15 protein-coding genes are annotated in these 17,824 nt (G+C 63.7%); 8 read left to right on the forward strand and 7 right to left on the reverse strand.

The features are described 5' to 3' along the window. The first annotated feature begins 109 nt into the window (after positions 1-109). The 4 genes from ACTHLA_RS15455 (at position 110) to ACTHLA_RS15470 (ending at position 2,542) form a co-directional block, all read left to right on the forward strand. A complete protein-coding gene (locus ACTHLA_RS15455) occupies positions 110-538 on the forward strand; it encodes a MucR family transcriptional regulator (RefSeq protein WP_440191351.1) in 429 nt (142 codons plus the stop codon). 210 nt (positions 539-748) lie between these two features. Then, a complete protein-coding gene (gene mopJ / locus ACTHLA_RS15460) occupies positions 749-1,255 on the forward strand; it encodes a motility/cell cycle regulatory protein MopJ (RefSeq protein WP_440191354.1) in 507 nt (168 codons plus the stop codon). Between the two features lie 232 nt (positions 1,256-1,487). Further along, on the forward strand, positions 1,488-1,886 hold the full coding sequence (locus ACTHLA_RS15465; RefSeq protein WP_440191357.1) for a helix-turn-helix domain-containing protein: 399 nt from the start codon (positions 1,488-1,490) through the stop codon (positions 1,884-1,886). Next, positions 1,883-2,542, forward strand: a complete 660-nt coding sequence (locus ACTHLA_RS15470) for a DUF6456 domain-containing protein (protein WP_440191360.1) — start codon at positions 1,883-1,885, stop codon at positions 2,540-2,542. The genes ACTHLA_RS15465 and ACTHLA_RS15470 overlap by 4 nt, the downstream gene beginning before the upstream one ends. 212 nt (positions 2,543-2,754) lie before the next feature. Here ACTHLA_RS15470 and ACTHLA_RS15475 read toward each other — a convergent pair whose 3' ends face one another. Then, on the reverse strand, positions 2,755-3,165 hold the full coding sequence (locus ACTHLA_RS15475; protein ID WP_440191363.1) for a SufE family protein: 411 nt from the start codon (positions 3,163-3,165) through the stop codon (positions 2,755-2,757). Beyond that, positions 3,165-4,550, reverse strand: coding sequence for a threonine synthase (gene thrC / locus ACTHLA_RS15480; RefSeq protein WP_440191366.1), 1,386 nt, complete (start codon positions 4,548-4,550; stop codon positions 3,165-3,167). Before thrC ends, ACTHLA_RS15475 begins: the two co-directional genes overlap by 1 nt. A 118-nt stretch (positions 4,551-4,668) precedes the next feature. Here thrC and proB point away from each other — a divergent pair, with 118 nt between their 5' ends. Beyond that, positions 4,669-5,799, forward strand: coding sequence for a glutamate 5-kinase (gene proB / locus ACTHLA_RS15485; RefSeq protein ID WP_440191369.1), 1,131 nt, complete (start codon positions 4,669-4,671; stop codon positions 5,797-5,799). A gap of 107 nt (positions 5,800-5,906) precedes the next feature. On the opposite strand, the gene ACTHLA_RS15490 is transcribed toward proB, so the two are convergent. The 3 genes from ACTHLA_RS15490 to ACTHLA_RS15500 all read right to left on the reverse strand — a co-directional run bounded on the left by ACTHLA_RS15490 (position 5,907) and on the right by ACTHLA_RS15500 (position 11,653). After that, a complete protein-coding gene (locus tag ACTHLA_RS15490) occupies positions 5,907-7,691 on the reverse strand; it encodes a protein kinase domain-containing protein (RefSeq protein WP_440191372.1) in 1,785 nt (594 codons plus the stop codon). Between the two features lie 92 nt (positions 7,692-7,783). Next, positions 7,784-9,748, reverse strand: a complete 1,965-nt coding sequence (locus ACTHLA_RS15495; protein ID WP_440191375.1) for a M1 family metallopeptidase — start codon at positions 9,746-9,748, stop codon at positions 7,784-7,786. A gap of 222 nt (positions 9,749-9,970) precedes the next feature. Continuing rightward, a complete protein-coding gene (locus tag ACTHLA_RS15500; RefSeq protein WP_440191378.1) occupies positions 9,971-11,653 on the reverse strand; it encodes a DEAD/DEAH box helicase in 1,683 nt (560 codons plus the stop codon). Between the two features lie 479 nt (positions 11,654-12,132). Here ACTHLA_RS15500 and ACTHLA_RS15505 point away from each other — a divergent pair, with 479 nt between their 5' ends. From ACTHLA_RS15505 to ACTHLA_RS15515, 3 genes are read left to right on the forward strand one after another with little or no spacing between them, the layout of a single operon-like run. Beyond that, a complete protein-coding gene (locus ACTHLA_RS15505; protein WP_440191380.1) occupies positions 12,133-12,603 on the forward strand; it encodes a PilZ domain-containing protein in 471 nt (156 codons plus the stop codon). A gap of 58 nt (positions 12,604-12,661) precedes the next feature. Beyond that, positions 12,662-13,231 carry a molybdenum cofactor biosynthesis protein B gene (gene moaB, locus ACTHLA_RS15510; protein WP_440191383.1) on the forward strand — a complete coding sequence of 190 codons (570 nt, stop codon included), beginning with the start codon at positions 12,662-12,664 and terminating at the stop codon, positions 13,229-13,231. A gap of 18 nt (positions 13,232-13,249) precedes the next feature. After that, positions 13,250-14,476 (forward strand): molybdopterin molybdotransferase MoeA, encoded by a 1,227-nt coding sequence (locus ACTHLA_RS15515; protein WP_440191386.1) that lies wholly within the window; start codon positions 13,250-13,252, stop codon positions 14,474-14,476. Positions 14,477-14,713: 237 nt separating this feature from the next. On the opposite strand, the gene ACTHLA_RS15520 is transcribed toward ACTHLA_RS15515, so the two are convergent. Together ACTHLA_RS15520 and serA are read right to left on the reverse strand one after the other, a co-directional pair. Beyond that, a complete protein-coding gene (locus ACTHLA_RS15520; protein WP_440191389.1) occupies positions 14,714-15,712 on the reverse strand; it encodes a PfkB family carbohydrate kinase in 999 nt (332 codons plus the stop codon). 55 nt (positions 15,713-15,767) lie between these two features. Then, complete coding sequence (gene serA / locus ACTHLA_RS15525) at positions 15,768-17,705, reverse strand: phosphoglycerate dehydrogenase (RefSeq protein WP_440192000.1); 1,938 nt, start codon at positions 17,703-17,705, stop codon at positions 15,768-15,770. Positions 17,706-17,824: the final 119 nt, after the last annotated feature.

A 17,824-nucleotide genomic window follows, 5' to 3' on the forward strand; every position in this document is an offset into this window, starting at 1 on the left:
AGTAAATATCAGCTTTTACAGGTGGATTACCGCTTTTTTTGAGATCACGACTTGAACACTTGCCGCAACTGGATTAGTGAAAGCTTTAGGTTCTCAAGGGATAAGCGTAATGGAAAATAAAACCGATACCCTGGATATGACGGCGGACATCGTTTCCGCTTTTGTCGGCAACAATTCCGTGCCGGCAGGCGAGTTGCCCGCGTTGATCCAGAGTGTATATCAGGCGCTCAACGCCATTTCGACAGGCGAGGAAACCAAGGTTGAAGCTCCCAAGGAGCCTGCCGTTTCTGTCAAGAAGTCGATTTCTTCTGATTACATCATCTGTCTGGAAGACGGACGTAAGTTCAAGTCGCTGAAGCGTCACCTGCGCACCAAGTACGGCATGAGCCCGGAAGAATACCGCGCCAAGTGGAACCTGCCCAAGGATTACCCGATGGTCGCCCCGAACTACGCCAAGGCGCGTTCGGACCTGGCCAAGCAGATGGGCCTCGGTCAGGGCGGACGTCAGGTCGCGCGCAAGAGCCGCGCCAAGGCGTAAGCCGACGTCTTATAGCGTTTTGAAAAGCTCCGGTCGCAAGCCCGGAGCTTTTTTCATGATCGGGATTCCGCCATAAGAATCCACAGCTTCCGCACAGGATGTAAAGCCGCGTTAACCCTTTTTTGCTTGCCAGGGACTCGCCAGTTAAGAGAAGGTGAATTTGGGTGATTCGGTATAATGTTTACGCTGGGGCAGTAGCGCTTTCTTCATATGGCGGGTTTGGCTTCCGATATGCTGGCGGCGCTGCATGCGCATGAAGCCGTTTTCCGCTACTGGAAAAGCCTGCGCCGTCGCGGTCGTCTGCCGTCGCGCGCCGATTTCGACCCTTCCGCCATTAAACTGCGTCTGCCGACCATCAGCCTGATCGACGTGCTGGACCCGGCGCCCGAAGATCGCGCCTCGTGCTTCCGGCAAAGACTGGCCGGCACCGAACTGTTCGCCGCCTATGGCGCCGAAATCACCGGCAAGACGCTGGACGCCATCTATACCGAAGACGAGGCGCAATACTGGGCCGAGCATCTCAGCTTCGTCGTCTCGCACCGCAAGCCCAATGTCGGCCTGCATTCGATGGCGTGGCGCGGCGCCCCTGCGCTTAGCCTGTTCTGGCTGCGCCTGCCGCTGGCCAGCGATGGCGAGAACGTCGACATGATCCTGGGTCACGACGCCCTGATCGGCAAGGTCGATCTGGCCCATTCGGGCATCCGCTCGGCCTCCTGATTTTTTCACCGCCAATTTGAACGCGCTGACGCCTCTTGTCATCAGGGGGCGGTTACACTGTGACGTTACATAAACTCAGAATAATATGAATTTAATTTGCTACTTAAGGTGAGGTTAAAATAGGATTATTTTCCGCTTAAAAGGCGCTAATAGGAAAGTTATCCTCCATCCCTGCGACGCGGTTATGATCTCAGTGTTGTTGTAAGGACGCGGGGAAGGCAGGGTTCACACCATGGGCAAGGCACAGGTTACCGTTGGCCGCACGGCGAAAAAGGCGCCGCCGGAAGATCGCGAGCGCGCGGCGTTCGTCATGGAGCTGGTGGCGCTGGCGACGGGCGTGCCGGCGGCGCAGATCGCCTGCGATACGCGCAACCACGCCCGCGCCGCGCGGGCGCGTCAGATGGCCATGTATCTGACCTATATCGGCTGGCGCTGGCCGCTGGCGCGCGTCGGGCGGGCCTTCGGACGCGACCGCACGACGGCGGGCCACGCCTGCCGCCTGATCGAGGACATGCGCGACGACGAAGCGTTCGACGCCCGGCTGGAGCGTCTCGAAGCCTGTTTGCAGGCGGCGCCGTCGCCCAGGGCGGTCAAGCTGTTATACGCCAATCTGATGGAGATGGCGTCGTGAGGGAGAAGGTCTTGCGCCGCCTGCGCAACGGCGCGCATCTGGAGCGCGAGGGGAGCGATTTCGCCCTGCGGCAGGGGCGCGACCGGCGCCGTCCGGCGCTGATGCGGTTAGCCAAGTCGCAAGTGACGGCGCTCGATCTGCCTCTGCGCCGTGACGGGGATATCTGGCGGCTGGCCGAGGGGCCGGGTGAAAGCCGTGAGATCGCCGAGGTCTGGCAGGTCGGCGACGCCGGCTGGGAACGCCGCAGCGTCAATACGGCGGAATCGCCGATCGCCTTCCTGCTGCGTCATGCGGACCGCGACGGTCTGCCCTTCCTGCAAAAGCGCCATGTCGCGGCGCTGGAGTCCCTGCGCGACGATCATGCGCGCGGCTATGCGCAGGCGGGGCTGAGCAGCAATTGGGAGCGTTATGGCGCGGGCGGTTCGGGCGGCGTGCGCAGCGGCGACGATGCGTCCGTGGCGCGCCTGCACGCACGCGACCGCTGCCATCGGGCGCTGGCCTGTCTCGACGCCGATTTGCGCATCGTGATCGCGCGCGTCTGCCTCGAAGGCGTGACTCTGGGCGTGATCGAAAAAGCCCTGCGCCTGCCGCGCCGCACGGCGAAGGATAAGGTGCGCGAGGGGCTCGACCGGCTGGCGCGGTTTTATGGGTATTGAAGGGGAACCACAGATTTACGCAGATTTACGCAGATTTTTTACGGAGATTTTTTATGTGCTTTTCGCAATCCTGATGATGCGCGAAGCGCGTCAATGCTGAACGAGCTGGGCGCGTAAGCGATGCAAAATCTGCGCAAATCTGTGTAAATCTGCGGTGAAAGCCTTTTGCAGCCGCTTTTGAAGCGCGTGAAGTTTTTCGTTGTCGAAACTGTTTAAGCCGTCGCGCGCTTGAGGCGTTCGACCATCGACATCAGGCCGTTGGTGCGTTGCGAGGACAGGGCTTCGTCGAGGCCGAGCCGGGTCAGGGCGTCGCGGATCGAGAAGCCCTGAATTTCGCTGTAGGGCAGGTCGTTGAGCAGGCGGATCAGCACCGCGATCAGACCGCGCACGATAAAGGCGTCGGAATCGCCGCGGAATTTCAACATCCCTTCGGGCGCCGGGTCCATGACCAGCCAGACCTGAGAGGCGCAGCCGCGCACGCGCGTCGCCTCGGTCTTCTCGTCGTCCGACAGGGGCGCAAGCTCCTTGCCGAGGTCGATAATGTAGCGGTAGCGCTCCTCCCAGTCATCGAACAGGTCGAATTCTTCGAGCAGCTCATCGAGGCGTTCGGAAACCTGCGACATCAGTGCGCAAACGCCTTGACGACTTCCAGCGCCGCAAATTCGTCATTGCGGATCTCGCGGATGGTTTCCTTCTGGCCGTGCAGTTGCGCGATGGCGTCGGGGACGTCGGGGGCGAAGCCGAGCGCATCGGTGACGAAGGCCGGGAACTTGGCGGGATGGGCGGTGGCAAGGGCGATCTGGGGCTTATCGAGACCCCGTTCAAACGCCGCCGCGACGGCCACGGCGGTGTGCGGGCAGATGACCTTGCCGTAGCGTTCATACACCGTCTTGATCGTCGCCTTGGTGGTCGCCTCATCGACGCGGCTGGCCGAGACCTCGGCTTGCAGGGCGCTTTGCAGATCGGGCGACAGATGCACATCGCCGGTGGCGTTGAAATCGTTGAACAGGGCTTGCGTGCCCGAGGCGTGGCGACCGGAGGCCTCATAGACCAGGCGCTCGAAATTGGACGGGGCCTGCACGTCCATCGACACCGAGGCGGTTTCGACCGCCGGACGGCGCAGGTAATGGCCGGTATTGACGGCGAGGGCCAGGGCGTCATTGCTGTTGACCGCCGCATGCAGGTCGCCAATGTCGCCGCCGATCTTGCGCGCCACCCAGCCGGCGAAGGCGTCGCCGAAATTGCCGGTCGGCACCACGAAGTCGGGCCGGTCCGCGCCGCTGGCCGCGCTGGCGGCGAGATAATAGGGAACCTGACCCAAGAGGCGGCCCCAGTTGATCGAGTTGACGCTGGAGATCAGGCCGCGCTCTTTTAAGGACGCTTCGCCGAGCAGGCGCTTGACGATGCGCTGGCAGTCGTCGAAATCGCCCTCGACGCCGACATTGAGCACATTGTCGGCTTCCATCGTGGTCATTTGCAGGCGCTGCACGGGCGAGACGCGGCCGAGCGGATGGAAGACCACCAGACGCACATGTTTTGAGCCCGCAAAGGCCCGCACCGCCGCCGCGCCGGTGTCGCCGGAGGTGGCGGTCACAAGCGTCAGCTTCTCGCCGTTCTGCGCCAGCGCCGCATCGGTCAGCGGCGCGATCATCTGCATGGCCATATCTTTGAAGGCGAGGGTAGGGCCGTGATACAGCTCCAGCAGCCACAGATTGTCGTCGAGTTGGGTCAGCGGGGTTGCGCCATCGCGCAGGAAGGCTGTCGAAGTGCGTTGAGCGGCGGTGTGGGCAGCATCAAAGCCAAGCGAGTCAACCACGCCAAACATATGCAAAAGCTGATATGTCAGATCCTCGTACGGCCCTTGCGAGGCCGCAAATAAATCAGACCCGGTTGGATCTACAGGATACTGTTCGGGCACATAGAGGCCGCCGTCGGGCGCCAGACCGTCCAGCAGCGCTCCGGCGAAGCTGCGCGGTTCGTGAAAACCTCGGGTGCCGACATAGTTCATTTTGTTACCAAATTCCCTGACCGGATAAGGACTTGCGCGCGCCGCAGCTTTACCCTTAATAGCGCACAGATTTCAGGGCGCGGCCTAGCACCTTATGCCCGTGGGGAAAAGAGTTTAGATGTCCGACAGCGCAAAATTGCCGCAAGTGTTGAGACAGGGTGCGCGTCTGACGGTCAAGGTCGGCTCGGCCCTGGTGGTCGACGCGCAGACCGGTCGGACGCGCGATGACTGGATGGCGGGACTGGCCGCCGATGTCGCCGCCCTGCGCGCGCAGGGCAAGGCGGTGGTGCTGGTGTCGTCGGGCGCGGTGGCGCTGGGGCGGCGCTATCTGGGGCTGACGCGCGCAAAGCTGAAGCTCGATGAAAAGCAGGCCGCCGCCGCCGCCGGACAACCCAAACTCATGAGCGCCTGGGAGGCGGCCTTTGCGGGGGTCGGGCTGAAGACCGCGCAGGTATTGCTGACGCGCGAAGACACCGAAAAGCGCCGCCGCTGGCTCAATGCGCGCGCCACGGTGGACACGCTGCTGGGGCTGGGCTGCGTGCCGATCGTCAATGAGAACGACACGCTGGCGACCGAGGAAATCCGTTACGGCGACAATGACAGATTAGCGGCGCGCACGGCGCAACTGGCGCGGGCGGAGACGCTGCTGCTTCTGTCCGATATAGATGGTCTGTACACGGAAGATCCACGTCGCAACCCGGCGGCGCGGCATATGGCGGTGGTCGAAAAGCTCGACGCGCAGATCGAGGCGATGGCGGGCGGCGCCAATGCCGAGGCGGGCGTCGGCACCGGCGGCATGGCGACCAAGATCGCCGCCGCGCGCATCGCCGGGTCCGCCGGTTGCGCGACCCTGATCGCGTTCGGCGATGTGGCGCGGCCCCTGTCCGAGGACCGGCGCTTCACCCTGATCCGCCCGCAATCGACCACGGCGGCGGCCTATAAGGCGTGGATTGCGGGGACGGTCGCGCCGGCGGGTCATCTGACGCTCGACGAAGGCGCGGTGCGGGCGTTGAAGACCGGCAAGTCGCTCCTGCCGTCCGGCATTGTCGAGGTGGCGGGCGGGTTTGAAAAGGGCGACAGCGTCTCGATCCTGACCCCGACGGGCGCGGAGATCGCGCGCGGCGTCGTCACCTATTCCGCCGACGCCATCCGCCTGATCCGCGGGCGGACGTCAAAGGATATCGAGGCGATCCTCGGCTACACCTCCGGCGATGAGGTCATTCATCGCGACGATATGGTGTTGATGTAGTACGTCCAGCTAGAGCGCCGATCTGATGGAATCAGATCGGGGCTCTAGGTCTTTGTTGTGTCGCTCTTCCTTATCCAAAAAGTGGAGCCACTTTTTGGGGAAACGCTCTATCCGTTCGGATTGGCGAGACGGTCGAGCAGGCGCAGCAGCCAGTCCGGCGGCGACCAGTGGCTATGCCACGCCCAGATGAAGAAGACCAGCAGGGCCGTAAGCACGGCGCTGACGCCGCGCCACAGCCCGACCTGATGGCGTGCGAACCACGAATGGCGGCGGAAGAAGTCGGGGGCCGCGCCGTGGGCGCCGGTCTCCAGCTTGAACGCCATTTCGAAGCCATCCTGAATGCGCTCGTCCGGGTCGGGGGCCAGGGCTTGCAGGATCACGCTGTCGAGCCAGGCGGGCAGGTCCGGGCGCCGTTCGGTCAGCGGAACCGGGCGCGCGAACACCGGCGTCTGGCCGGTTTCGATCTCGCCGAACGGATAGGCGCCGGTGAACATGCGGTAGAGGGTCACGCCCATGGCGAAGATGTCCGAGCGCTCGTCGCCCGGCTGGCCCTTGAACTGCTCCGGCGCCTTGTAGCTGGGCGTGCCGGGGATGAAGACCGTGTCCTTGTCCATGTTCGGGATGCGCGACACGCCCAGATCCACCAGCTTGAAGCCGCCGTCGGGCATCAGGATGATGTTCTCCGGCTTGACGTCGCGGTGGATGACGCCCGCGCGGTGCAGCGAGCCCAGCGCCTTGGCCAGTTTAGCGGCGATGCCGACCCCTTCCTTCAGGCCGATCTTCGGCGGGTGGGTCAGGCGATGCTCCAGCGTCTCGCCGACATAGAAGGGCTGGGCGATATAGAGGCAGGTCTGCCGCCCCGGCGCCAGTTGCAGCACCGAGCCGACCCAGATGTGCTGCACGCGCGACGCCACCCAGGCTTCACGCATGAAGGCCGAGCGCGCCGAGGATTCGGCGCCGATGGTGTGCGGCTTGGGGAATTTCAGCAGCACTTGCTGATGCGCCAGACGGGTCTCGCGCGTGTCGCGGGCGCGGAAGACGCGCGAATAGAGGCCGTCGGCCAGCGTCTTTTCCAGCCGGAAGCCGTCGATGACCTCGCCGACCTTCGGCGGCTCGATCATCGGCAATTTGGCGATGGCGGCGTCGAGGTCTTCGATCGAGGCGGGGGGCAGGTCGATGATGTCGATGACCAGGACGGTGGTATTGTCGTCGCCGCCGCGCGCGATGGCGGTCGCCACCAGCCGGTGCGCGGTTTCTTCGGTTGCGGCGCGCGCGTCGAGGATCAGGCCGATATCGGTGTCGCTCAACATGCCATGCACGCCGTCCGAACACAGCATCAGCCGGTCGTGCGGGGCCAGATCGGCGACGCCATAGTCGATGCGCACCGCTTCTTCGGCGCCGACCGCGCGGCTCAACAGCGTCGTGTCGGGACCGGCATTGTCTGGGCGGTGATCCTGGGTCAGCAGCTCAAGCTGGCCGTCGCGCAGCCGGTAGAGCCGGGTGTCGCCGACATGGAAGCTGTGCAGCCGACGGCCCTTCAGCACCACGCCGGTGAAGGCGCAGGCCATGCCCTTGAGGTTTTCGTTCTTCTGGCCTTCGCGATAGAGCCAGTAATTGATGCTCTCCAGCGCGCGCGCCGCCGTCTTGCGCGGCGACAGGATTTCGCTCTGGCCGAGATAATCGTCGATAAAGGTGCGCACCGACAGCTCGGCGGCGACGCGCCCGCCCTTGCGTCCGCCGACCCCGTCGGCCAGAGCCGCGACGGCGCCATGATGGCGTCCGGCCTCCTCGTCGAGATAGATGGCGGCGAAGTCCTGATTGTCGTCGCGCTTACCGATATCGGTGGCGTAACCGGAGGCGATGACAAGACGGGAGGTTGCAGGAGCGGCCATACCGACTTTGTGAACGAGGTTATGGCGTTCGTAAATGCCCGCATCGCCGCAGCGTAAACATTACCTGACAGCGTGGCTTTTTTGCGCGTCCGCTATTGCGGCAGCACCTTGGCGATGCTGGCGCGGGTGATTTCGTGATAGCCGGGTTCGGCCTCGGCGTAGATCGACCTGGCCATCTCCGGCCCCCAGCCCGCCTGCGCCATCAGCGCCTTGTAGAGCGGGGTCACGTACTTCATGCGCCCGACCGAGATCAGGAAGTCGTGCAGCACCGGCATGGCGGGCTGGTAGTGGTGTTTGACCGCCAGCAACAGCCAGTTGGACAGAATTTCGTCATTGTGCGAGGCGGTGAAGCCGTAGGCCTTGTCCAGCGCCGCCATCTGATCGACCGTCAGGGTATCGGGCAATTGCGTCAGGAAATACTGGAATTGCAGCGGCGACCAGTCCTGGGTTTGCAGATCGGCGGGCGCGGCGCCGTTCATGAAGGCGACCGCCTGACCCTTGACCTGATCGAGCAGGGCCGAGGTCGGCGCCACGGCGTTGTCGGGCAGGCCCTTGTCATAGAGCCATTGATGGATTTTCAGCGACTTTTCCAGATCGGCGTCGTTGTGCAGCAGGTTTTCGCGCAAATCGACGACGAAGGCGTCGGTGGTCATGCTCTGGAAGGCGTAGCGGTGGAAATAGCCTTTCAGATAGGCGTCGAGCTTCTTGCGCCCGAAATGCGCCTCCAGCATGCGCAGGAAGGCCGCGCCTTTTTCATACGGCACGTCGCTGAAATAGTCGTCGGGATCGACGCCGTTCAGATCGGGATGCAGCTTGGTGAACTCCGGCTGCTTGGCGTCGTCAAGGTCTTTCAGCGTGGCCTGCAAGTCCTGCCAGCCGAGAACCTTCAGCATGTCGGCGCGGTCCTTGCCATAGACCTGCTCCATGATGCGGTTCTCGAAATAGACGGTGAAGCCTTCGTTGAGCCAGAAATCCTCCCAGGTCGCATTGGTGACCAGATTGCCGGACCAGGAATGGGCCAGCTCATGCGCGACCAGCGACACGAGCGAGCGGTCGCCCGCGATCACGGTCGGGGTGGCGAAGGTCAGGGTCGGATTCTCCATGCCGCCGAACGGGAAGGAGGGCGGCAGGACCAGCACGTCATAGCGGCCCCACTGATACGGGCCATAGAGTTTTGAAGCGGCGTCCAGCATGGACTGCATGTCGGCGAATTCGTAGGCCGCCTTGTCCAGAATGGCGCGCTCGGCATAGACGCCGGTGTCGGGGCCTTCGGATTTGAAGCCGATATCGCCGATGGCGATGGCGATCAGGTAAGGGGCGATCGGCTGCTTCATGTCGAAGCGGAAGGCGCGCTGCGAGGGGTGGCCCTCGACCGGCTCGCCCTTGGGCGTCAGGCGCTCGGCGCTCATGACGGCGACCAGATTTGACGGGACGACGATGCGGGCGGTGTAGGTCTGGCGGATGGCGGGCGAATCCTGCGTCGGGATCCAGCTCCGGGTATTGATCTCTTCGCCCTGGCTGAACAGGAAGGGCAGCTTCTTGCCGGCGGTCTGCGACGGATCGAGCCATTGCAGCGCCGTGCCGCCTTCCTGCGTTGCGTAATGCACGACCACGGTTTGCGCGCCCTGCGGCAGTTCGATGGTGAGCGGCTTGCCCATCATCTCATTGCCCTTGCCCAAAGTGTATTTGAGCGGGGCGCCGGCGGCGTCGGTGACGCTCTGAATGTCCAGCGCCTTGGTGTCGAGGATCACCTGCTTGGCGTTGGCCTCGGTCGCCAGGGTCAGGGTCGCGGCGCCGGATAGGATTTTCTTGTTGAAGTCGGCGGTCAGGTCGAGATCGACATGGGTGACCCGCGCCTCCTGCGGCCGCGCCCAGGAATGATCGTCGATGGTGCGCGCGACAATGGCCTGCGGATCGTTGTTCTGCGCCTCATGCGAGGTGCAGTTCGTCATCAGCATACCGATCGCCAGCAAGGGCGCCGCCAGTCCCGCCAACCGTGCGAACAGGCCTGAGCCAAGGCGCGTCCCGGCGGATGAAGTCTTGGGGGCGGCGGTCATAGGCGGGCATATTCCTGACTGAAGCGCGCACGGGCAGGTGTGCGCCATCTATTTAAAAGCAATCCGCCTCATCACACAACTGTGAAAATGCCGCATCGCCGGGACGCGGCGATGCGGCGGTGTGCAGAGCGCCGATCTGATGACATCATATCGGCGCTCTCAGTTTTTGTTGTGTCGCTTTTTCCTTATCCAAAAAGGGGAGCCACTTTTTGGGGAAACGCTTTAGGCGCGGGCCTTACGCTTGAACTGCGCGCCCTCGGAGGGTTTGGCCGTATTGCCTTTGACGGCGTTGCCCTTCGCGAACGCAGGCTTGTGAGGCTTGGGGCCGCCGAACTTCTGCGGCTTCTGGCCGCCCTTTGGACCAAAGGGCTTGCCGCCGCGGCCCTTGCGCGGGCCGTCGGCGCGCGGCTCGAAGACGCCCGCCGGGTCCATGTCGCGAACCTGCTCGACCCGGCGCGCCTTGTCGGCGCGGTGAGCCTTGCGGTCCTGAGACGCGACATGAGAGGGGGCGCGCTCGGCGGTCATCGGATCGTAACGCTCAGGACGTTCGGGGCGACCGGCCCCGCTTCTGTTCGCGTTTGCCTTATTGGCGGGACGCTTGCGCTGGCGCTTATGCACGAATTCGGCGTCCGGGTCGCTGTGGCGCGCCTCATTATGCTTTTGATTGGGACGCTTCTGGTCGGGCTTCTTATGTTCGGGCAGGCGGTCCGGCGTCTTCGGTTTTTCGGTGTTGCCGGAGGCCAGAATGGCCTCGTCGAGCAGGCGCAGGGCGTTGTCCTTGCGGCGGTCGGCGAACGGGATGCGCTGGCGCGTCTTGCGCTCGATATCCTTGAGCAGGCGGCGCTCGTCATCGGCGCAGAAGGTGATGGAAATGCCCGAGCGACCGGCGCGCGCGGTGCGGCCAATGCGGTGGACGTAAGCGTCCGCCACCAGAGGCAGTTCATAATTGATGACGTGCGACACATTATCGACGTCGATGCCGCGGGCGGCGATGTCGGTGGCGACCAGGGCGCGCACCTTGCCGGCGCGGAAGGCCTGCAGGGCGCGTTCGCGCTGGCTCTGGTTCTTGTCGCCGTGGATGGCGGCGGCTTCAACGCCCCCGGCTTGCAGATAGGCCGCCACGCGGTCGGCGCCGCGTTTGGTGCGGGTGAAGACCAGGGTGCGGTCCAGCGCGCCATCGGCATAGAGCTCGCTGAGCAGGGCGCGCTTGCGCTGCGCCTCGACGAAGATCACGCTCTGCTCGACCTTTTCGGCGGTCGTGGCTTCGGGGGTGATCTCGACCTTTTTCGGATCGGTCAGCAGTTCGGAGGCCAGCACGCCGATCTCCTTGGGCATGGTGGCCGAGAAGAACAGGTTCTGGCGTTTGTGCGGCAGGCGCTGGGCGATCTGGCGGATCGGCTTGACGAAGCCCATGTCGAGCATCTGATCGGCCTCGTCCAGCACGAAGAAGCCGACGCCGCGCAGGTCGATGGTCTTCTGGTCGATATGGTCGATCAGGCGGCCCGGCGTCGCGACGAGGATGTCGAGGCCCTTGGCCAGCGCCTTGTACTGCGGGCCGTACTTCATACCGCCATAGATGGTGGCGATGCTAAGGCCAAGACCGGCGGAATAGGTTTTGAAGGCGTCGGCGATCTGCGAGGCCAGTTCGCGCGTCGGCGACAGCACCAGCACGCGCACGCTTTTCGGCTCAGGAATCTGCCGGTCGGTCAGAATGTGTTGCAGGATCGGCAGGGCGAAGGCCGCCGTCTTGCCGGTGCCGGTCTGGGCGATGCCCAAAAGGTCGTGCTTATCCAGAAGGATGGGGATGGCCTGCGCCTGAATCGGCGTCGGCTGGGTGTAGCCCTCTTTGGCGAGGGTGTTCAGGAGGACGGGCGACAGGCCCAGATCTTTGAAGTTTTGCGACACGCGCGAACTTTCTTAAATAAACAGCGCAAAACGCGCCGCGCCCGTCTCCGACGTTCGGAGCGGGCGATGGATGGGCGAAGCGTTCGCGTGGGGCGCGTCGGATGATAAGGCGTCAGACCGTTCAATGACGATCTTGGAGGCTGGCAAATATGGACCCGCATGCGATGCGGACATATTTCACGCGGCCAGCAGGGCTCAGGGTGAGCCACTAAAGGTTTCGCAGCTGCGAAGCCGCCTAAATGTACGCAAAGCCATGAAAAGTCAAGCGATGGTATTATAGGCCTGCAAAATGCGCCTGTGGACAGTTCCGCGCGGCACAACGCTTTATAAACGAAAAGGGGCTAGGCTGTTCGTCATAAACGACGTCCGCGCGCCTTATAAAGGCTGGCGCGGCGCCATCCAGTATCCTTGCTTCCGCGTATAGAAATAAGGCCCCCGCCAGAAGGCGGAGGGTCGCCGATTTGCAGGACCGATTTGTTATGACCGACCCGCTACGCCGCCCCGCGCCCACAAAGCCTGCGCCTTCTGCAGGTCATGCAGAGGACAATAAGGTCGAGATCATCATGCCGTCGCAATATGCGGATCGGCGCGCCGAGCCGCGCTTCGATTGCGACAATCGCGGCGCGCTGCTGCTGGCCGAAGGTCGCACCGTGCCGTGCCGCATCCTGGATCAGAGCGCGTCCGGCGCCCGCGTCTCCATCGGCGAAATGGACAAGATTCCGTCGGAGCTGTGGCTGATCGACCTCGACACGCACACCGTCCGGCGCGGCTCCGCCGCCTGGAGCATGGCCAATCGCATGGGGCTGAAGTTCAACTTCGTGCAGAAGCTGGCTGAGGGCCAGCCGCGTCCGGCCAAGGTGCCCGAAGACGTGTTCGCCGCCTGGCTTAAGCTGAGTGGTCAGGATGAGCCGCCGCAGGACGATGGCGACGATGTGGTCTATTTCGACTGACGCCGCTTGAGCCGTCCGCCCGTACGGGCTAAACCTGCCCGATCAGCAGGAGCGCGATATGACGGCGATTTCGGATACGGAAAAGGCATGGCTGGGCGGCGGACGCCTGCATGAGGACCGCGCCTTCACGCCGGTGCAGATCGCTGTGCTGACCGTGTCCGACACACGCGATGAAAGCAATGACACCTCCGGCGACGTTTTGGCGGCGCGCGTCGAGGCCGCCGGTCACACCCTGGCTGGACGCGCCATTGTCCGCGACGACATCGAGGCCATCCGTACACGGATTAAATCCTGGGTGGCGTCGGGCGAAGTGGACGCGATCGTCTCGACCGGCGGCACCGGCATTACCGGCCGCGATGTCACGCCCGAAGCGGTCGAGCCCTTGCTGGACAAGCGTATCGAAGGCTTTTCGACGATTTTCCATATGCTCAGCTATCAGACGGTTGGTCTTTCGACGCTGCAATCGCGCGCCTTGGCCGGGATTATCGACGGCGTGTTCGTCTTCTGCCTGCCCGGCTCGAACGGCGCGGTCAAGGACGGCTGGGACAAGGTGATCCGCTGGCAGCTCGACAGCCGGCACGGGCCATGCAACATGGTTGAGCTGATGCCCAGACTAAAAGAGAAATAAGACTCAAAGAGACGTAATATGCCCAAGCTCGTTCCTGTCGCCGAGGCCGTCGCCGCTGTGCGCGCCGCTGCGCCGCTCATGCCGATGCAGGATGTGCGGCTGGATAAGGCGGCGGGGCGCGTGCTGGCCGAGGCGATCGCCGCGACGCGCGATCAGCCGCCGTTCGCAGCCTCGGCCATGGACGGCTACGCCGCGCACACCGACAGCCTGCATGTCGAGGCGCCCGTGTTGCGCGTGATCGGTGAAAGCCAGGCGGGAAGCGGCTTTAAGGGTCAGATCGGCGTGGGCGATGCGGTGCGCATCTTCACCGGCGCGCCGGTTCCGGCGGGCGCCGACACGATCATTCTTCAGGAAAACGTCCGGCGCGACGGTGAGCGCATCGAAGTGCTTCCCGATGGCCGCAACACGGCGCCGCGTCATATCCGTCCGGCGGGGCAGGATTTCAAGGCGGGCGACGTTTTATTGAGCGAAGGGCAAAGACTCGATGCGTGGCGGCTGGCCCTGGTCGCGGCGGCGGGCCGCGATGGTGTCAGCGCGCGCCGTCGGCCCCGGATCGTCGTGCTTTGCACCGGCAATGAGCTGGTCGCGCCGGGTCAAGCGCCGGGGCCGGATCAGATCTACGAATCCGGGTCTTCGGCCCTTATTCCCCTGATCAAGGCGTGGGGCGGCAAGGCCGATTATGTCGGCGTTCAGGGCGACGATCTCAAGGCGATTGTCAAGGCGTTGAAAGGCGTTCTGAAAGACGATGCACCCGATCTGATCGTCACCCTGGGCGGCGCCAGCGTCGGCGATTTCGATCTGGTGCGTCCGGCGCTCGAACAACTGGGTTTTGAGGCCGATTTCGACAGCGTCAAGGTTCGTCCCGGCAAGCCGACCGCCTTCGGACGTCTGAGCGATGGCGCGCAGGCGCTGATGCTGCCCGGCAATCCGGCCTCGGCGCTGGTGATGGCGCAACTGCTGCTGAAAACCTGGATGGAAGCCGCGCTCGGCATGGCGGCGGGGCCGAAATTCGTCAACGCCGTATTGCAGGGGCCGGTGTCCGCCGCCGGGCCGCGCGAGGCGTTCCTGCGCGGTAGGCTGAGTTCGTCCTTACACGGACAATTGCAGGTCGAGGCCTTTTCCGATCAGGATTCCTCGCTGGTCAACGTCTTCGCTCAGGCCGACGCCCTCATCCGCCTGCCCGCCGACGCCCTGCCGATGAACGCCGGGTCGCGGGTGGAGATTCTGCCGCTGGAGCGGTTGTAGAGATTTGACCACGAAAGGCGCGAAATCCGCGCGTAGCGCTCTCTGTCATCCGAAACGGATTTATTGGAACCACGGAAAACACGGAAAACACGGAAATAATAAATCTTCTGACGCCGCGAAGCGGCGTTTCCGTGCTTTCCGTGCTTTCCGTGGTTAAAAAACGACCATCAAGCGACCACAAGCGACGGGGCGTTACATGCGGATTTCGTGTTTTTAACTTCGTTTCGTAGTAAAAACCTACCGCCGGACGTCGAAACCGCCGTCGCTGAGGAAACCGTCGAGATCGGATGCGGTGGCCAGCGACAGGTCGCCGGGCTGGGCGTGTTTGAGGCAGCCGCAGGCGATGCCGTAATCGAGCGCCTTCGCGTCCGTTTCGCCCTTGATCAGCCCGTGCAGCACGCCCGCTGCGAAGGCGTCGCCGCCGCCGATGCGGTCCACAATGCCCGCGACCTCGTACATCTGCGTCTCCAGCGTATCGTCGCGCGTGTACATCAGTCCGGCCAGCCGGTTATGGTCGGCGCTGACCTGTTCGCGGCGTGTGCAGACCAGACGTTGCAGGCGCGGGAAGGTCAGGAAGGCGTGGTCGGCGGCGGCGCGCGCATCGGCGAATTTTTGCCCCGACACCAGTTCGATATCGCGATGGCCGCCGAAGATCAGGTCGGCCTCCGCCATCAGTTGCGGGATCATATGCACCGGATCGCCGCCCCAGGCCGCCCACAGTTTCGGGCGATAATTGCAGTCGAACGACACCGCAACGCCCGCCGCTCTGGCCGCCCGCACCGCCGCTAAAGCGGCGTTGAAACTGGCCTCGCCCAGGGCCGCAGTCACGCCCGACACGTGCAGCCAGCCCGCGCCCTCAAGCGCCGCGCGCCAGTCATAGTCCGCGAAATCCGCCGCGGCAAAGGCCGAACCGGCGCGGTCATAGACGATGTCGGACGGGCGATGAATGGCGCCGGGGGTGAGGAAATAGAGGCCCATGCGGCCTGGAACTTGCGTCACGCCGGACACATCGACGCCCCAGCGGCGCAGTTCGTCGCGCGCGGCTATGCCCAGGGCATTGTCGGGAACCACGCTGATCATGCGCGTCTCATGGCCCAGACGCGCCAGTCCGACGCAGACATTGGCCTCGGCGCCGCCGACATGCAGGGCGAGGTCGGGCAGGCTCTCCAGCAGTTTGCCACCGGTGGCGCTCAGGCGGATCAGCAGTTTGCCAAAGGCGACGAAGGTGTTGGACATGGCGTGATTTCCCTTTTTGCGGGCGTTGTAGAACGCCTGCCTGCAAAAGGAAAGCCTACATCAGGGAACGGAACTTCAGCGTGCCGTTGACGGCCTTCAACTCCTCAAGCGCTTCCTTCGGATAGCCCTTATCGACATCGACAATGACATAGCCGAGCGTCTCATTGGTCTTTAAGTGCTGGCCCAGCACATTGAGGTCGTACTTGGCCATGATCTGGTTGATCGCCGCCATGACGCCCGGCACGTTGCGGTGCAGGTGCAGGAAGCGGTGACGGCCCTCGACCTCGGACAGTTGCACATGCGGCATGTTCACGCTGAAGGTGGTGTCGCCGCGATTGAGGAAGTTGAGCAGGCGCTCCGAGGCGAACTGGCCGATGGCCTCCTGCGCTTCTTCCGTCGAGCCGCCAATGTGCGGGGTCAGGATCAGGTTCTTCAGCCCGATCAGCGAGGAGACGAACGGATCGTCATTGGTGCGCGGCTCCTCCGGGAAGACGTCGATAGCGGCGCCATAGACCTTGCCCGATGCGAGCGCCTTGGCCAGGGCGTCGATCTCGACGACATGGCCGCGCGACAGGTTGATGAACAGCACGCCATCCTTCATGCGCGCGAACTGCGCTGCGCCGATCAGGTTCTTGTTTTCCGGGCGGCCATCGACGTGCAGTGAGATCACGTCCGCTTCGGCCAGCAGGGCGTCGAGCGAGCGGTAGCGGCGCGCATTGCCCAGCGTCAGCTTCTCGGCCAGATCGTAATAGATGACGCGCATGCCGAAGGCCTCGGCCAGCACCGACAATTGCGAGCCGATGGCGCCATAGCCGATAATGCCGAGCGTCTTGCCGCGCACATCAAGCGCGCCGGTGGCCGACTTGTCCCACTTGCCCTGATGCATCGAGACCGACTTGTCGTAGATCGAGCGCGTCAGGATGACGGTCAGGCCCATGACCATCTCGACCACCGAGCGCGTGTTGGAATAGGGCGCGTTGAAGACCGCAATGCCCTTTTGCGAGCAGGCTTTCAGGTCGATCTGATTGGTGCCGATGCAGAAGGCGCCGACGGCCAGCAGCTTGTCGGCGTGCTCCAGAACTTTCGCCGTCACATTGGTCTTGGAGCGCAGGCCTAAGATATGCACGCCCTGGATCGCCTCAATCAGCGCGTCCTCGTCGAGCGCGCCCTTGACGGTCGTGACGTCATAGCCTTCCTCGCGGAAGGCGCGCACCGCGTCGGGGTGGACGTTTTCCAGCAGCAGCACTTTCAGCTTGGAGCGCGGAAACGAATAGCGGCCCTCATAGCCTTCGGCGTGCAGCACCTCGTCCAGCGTCGCGGCGACCTGCACCGAAGCGCCGTCCGCCGTGGCGACCACCTTGGGGCGCGTCACATTTTCGGTAAAGGCGTAGAAGCGATTGGCCGCGCCGCCCTTATAGACCTCGTAATCGGTCCAGCCGTCGCCGATCATCACGACATCGCCCGACAGGCTCAAATTGCGCACGGCGACGATCTTGCCGCCGTCCTGCGAACAGGGATTGGTCTGATCGACGCCGGTGGCCACGCCGTTGGCGTCGAAGATCAGCCGGTTGGCCAGCACGTATTCGGCCTCGATGCCGAGTTCGGCCACGACCGGGTCGATGAACTCATGAAAGCCGCCGGAAATGATGCGGAACTTGCCGGGGTTTTCGGCGAACACGGCGCGGTTGCGCTCCACCGAGGCCGAGACGCGGCCCTTGAGCACCTCGGTCAGGGCGGCGATGTCCTCGCGCGTCGGTTTCAGGATCTGCACGCGGCGTTGCAGGGCTTCGGCGAAGCTGATCTCGCCCGACATGGCCTGATCGGTCAGGGTCTTGATATGGGCGACATCGGCCAATCTTTCAGCATCAGGGCGCGCCGGATCGGCGGCGGACAGAAGCTCGGCCAGCACATCGAGCGCCTCGACCTGGGTGAAGGTCGAATCGAAGTCGAGCACCAGGGTGGCGAGGTTCGGTTGCGGGAAGCTTGCATTCATGTCGGTCACGCCTATTTACGGGAGCCGACGGCCTGTGGGCCGCTGCGCCCTGAGAATTCGGGTAGCGGATAGGCCAAAAGACGCCCAGGCACAACCGCCTTTGTCGTTTATTCTGGCAA

Source organism: Asticcacaulis sp. (genome assembly GCF_051956075.1).
In the GTDB taxonomy this organism is placed as follows: Bacteria; Pseudomonadota; Alphaproteobacteria; order Caulobacterales; family Caulobacteraceae; genus Asticcacaulis.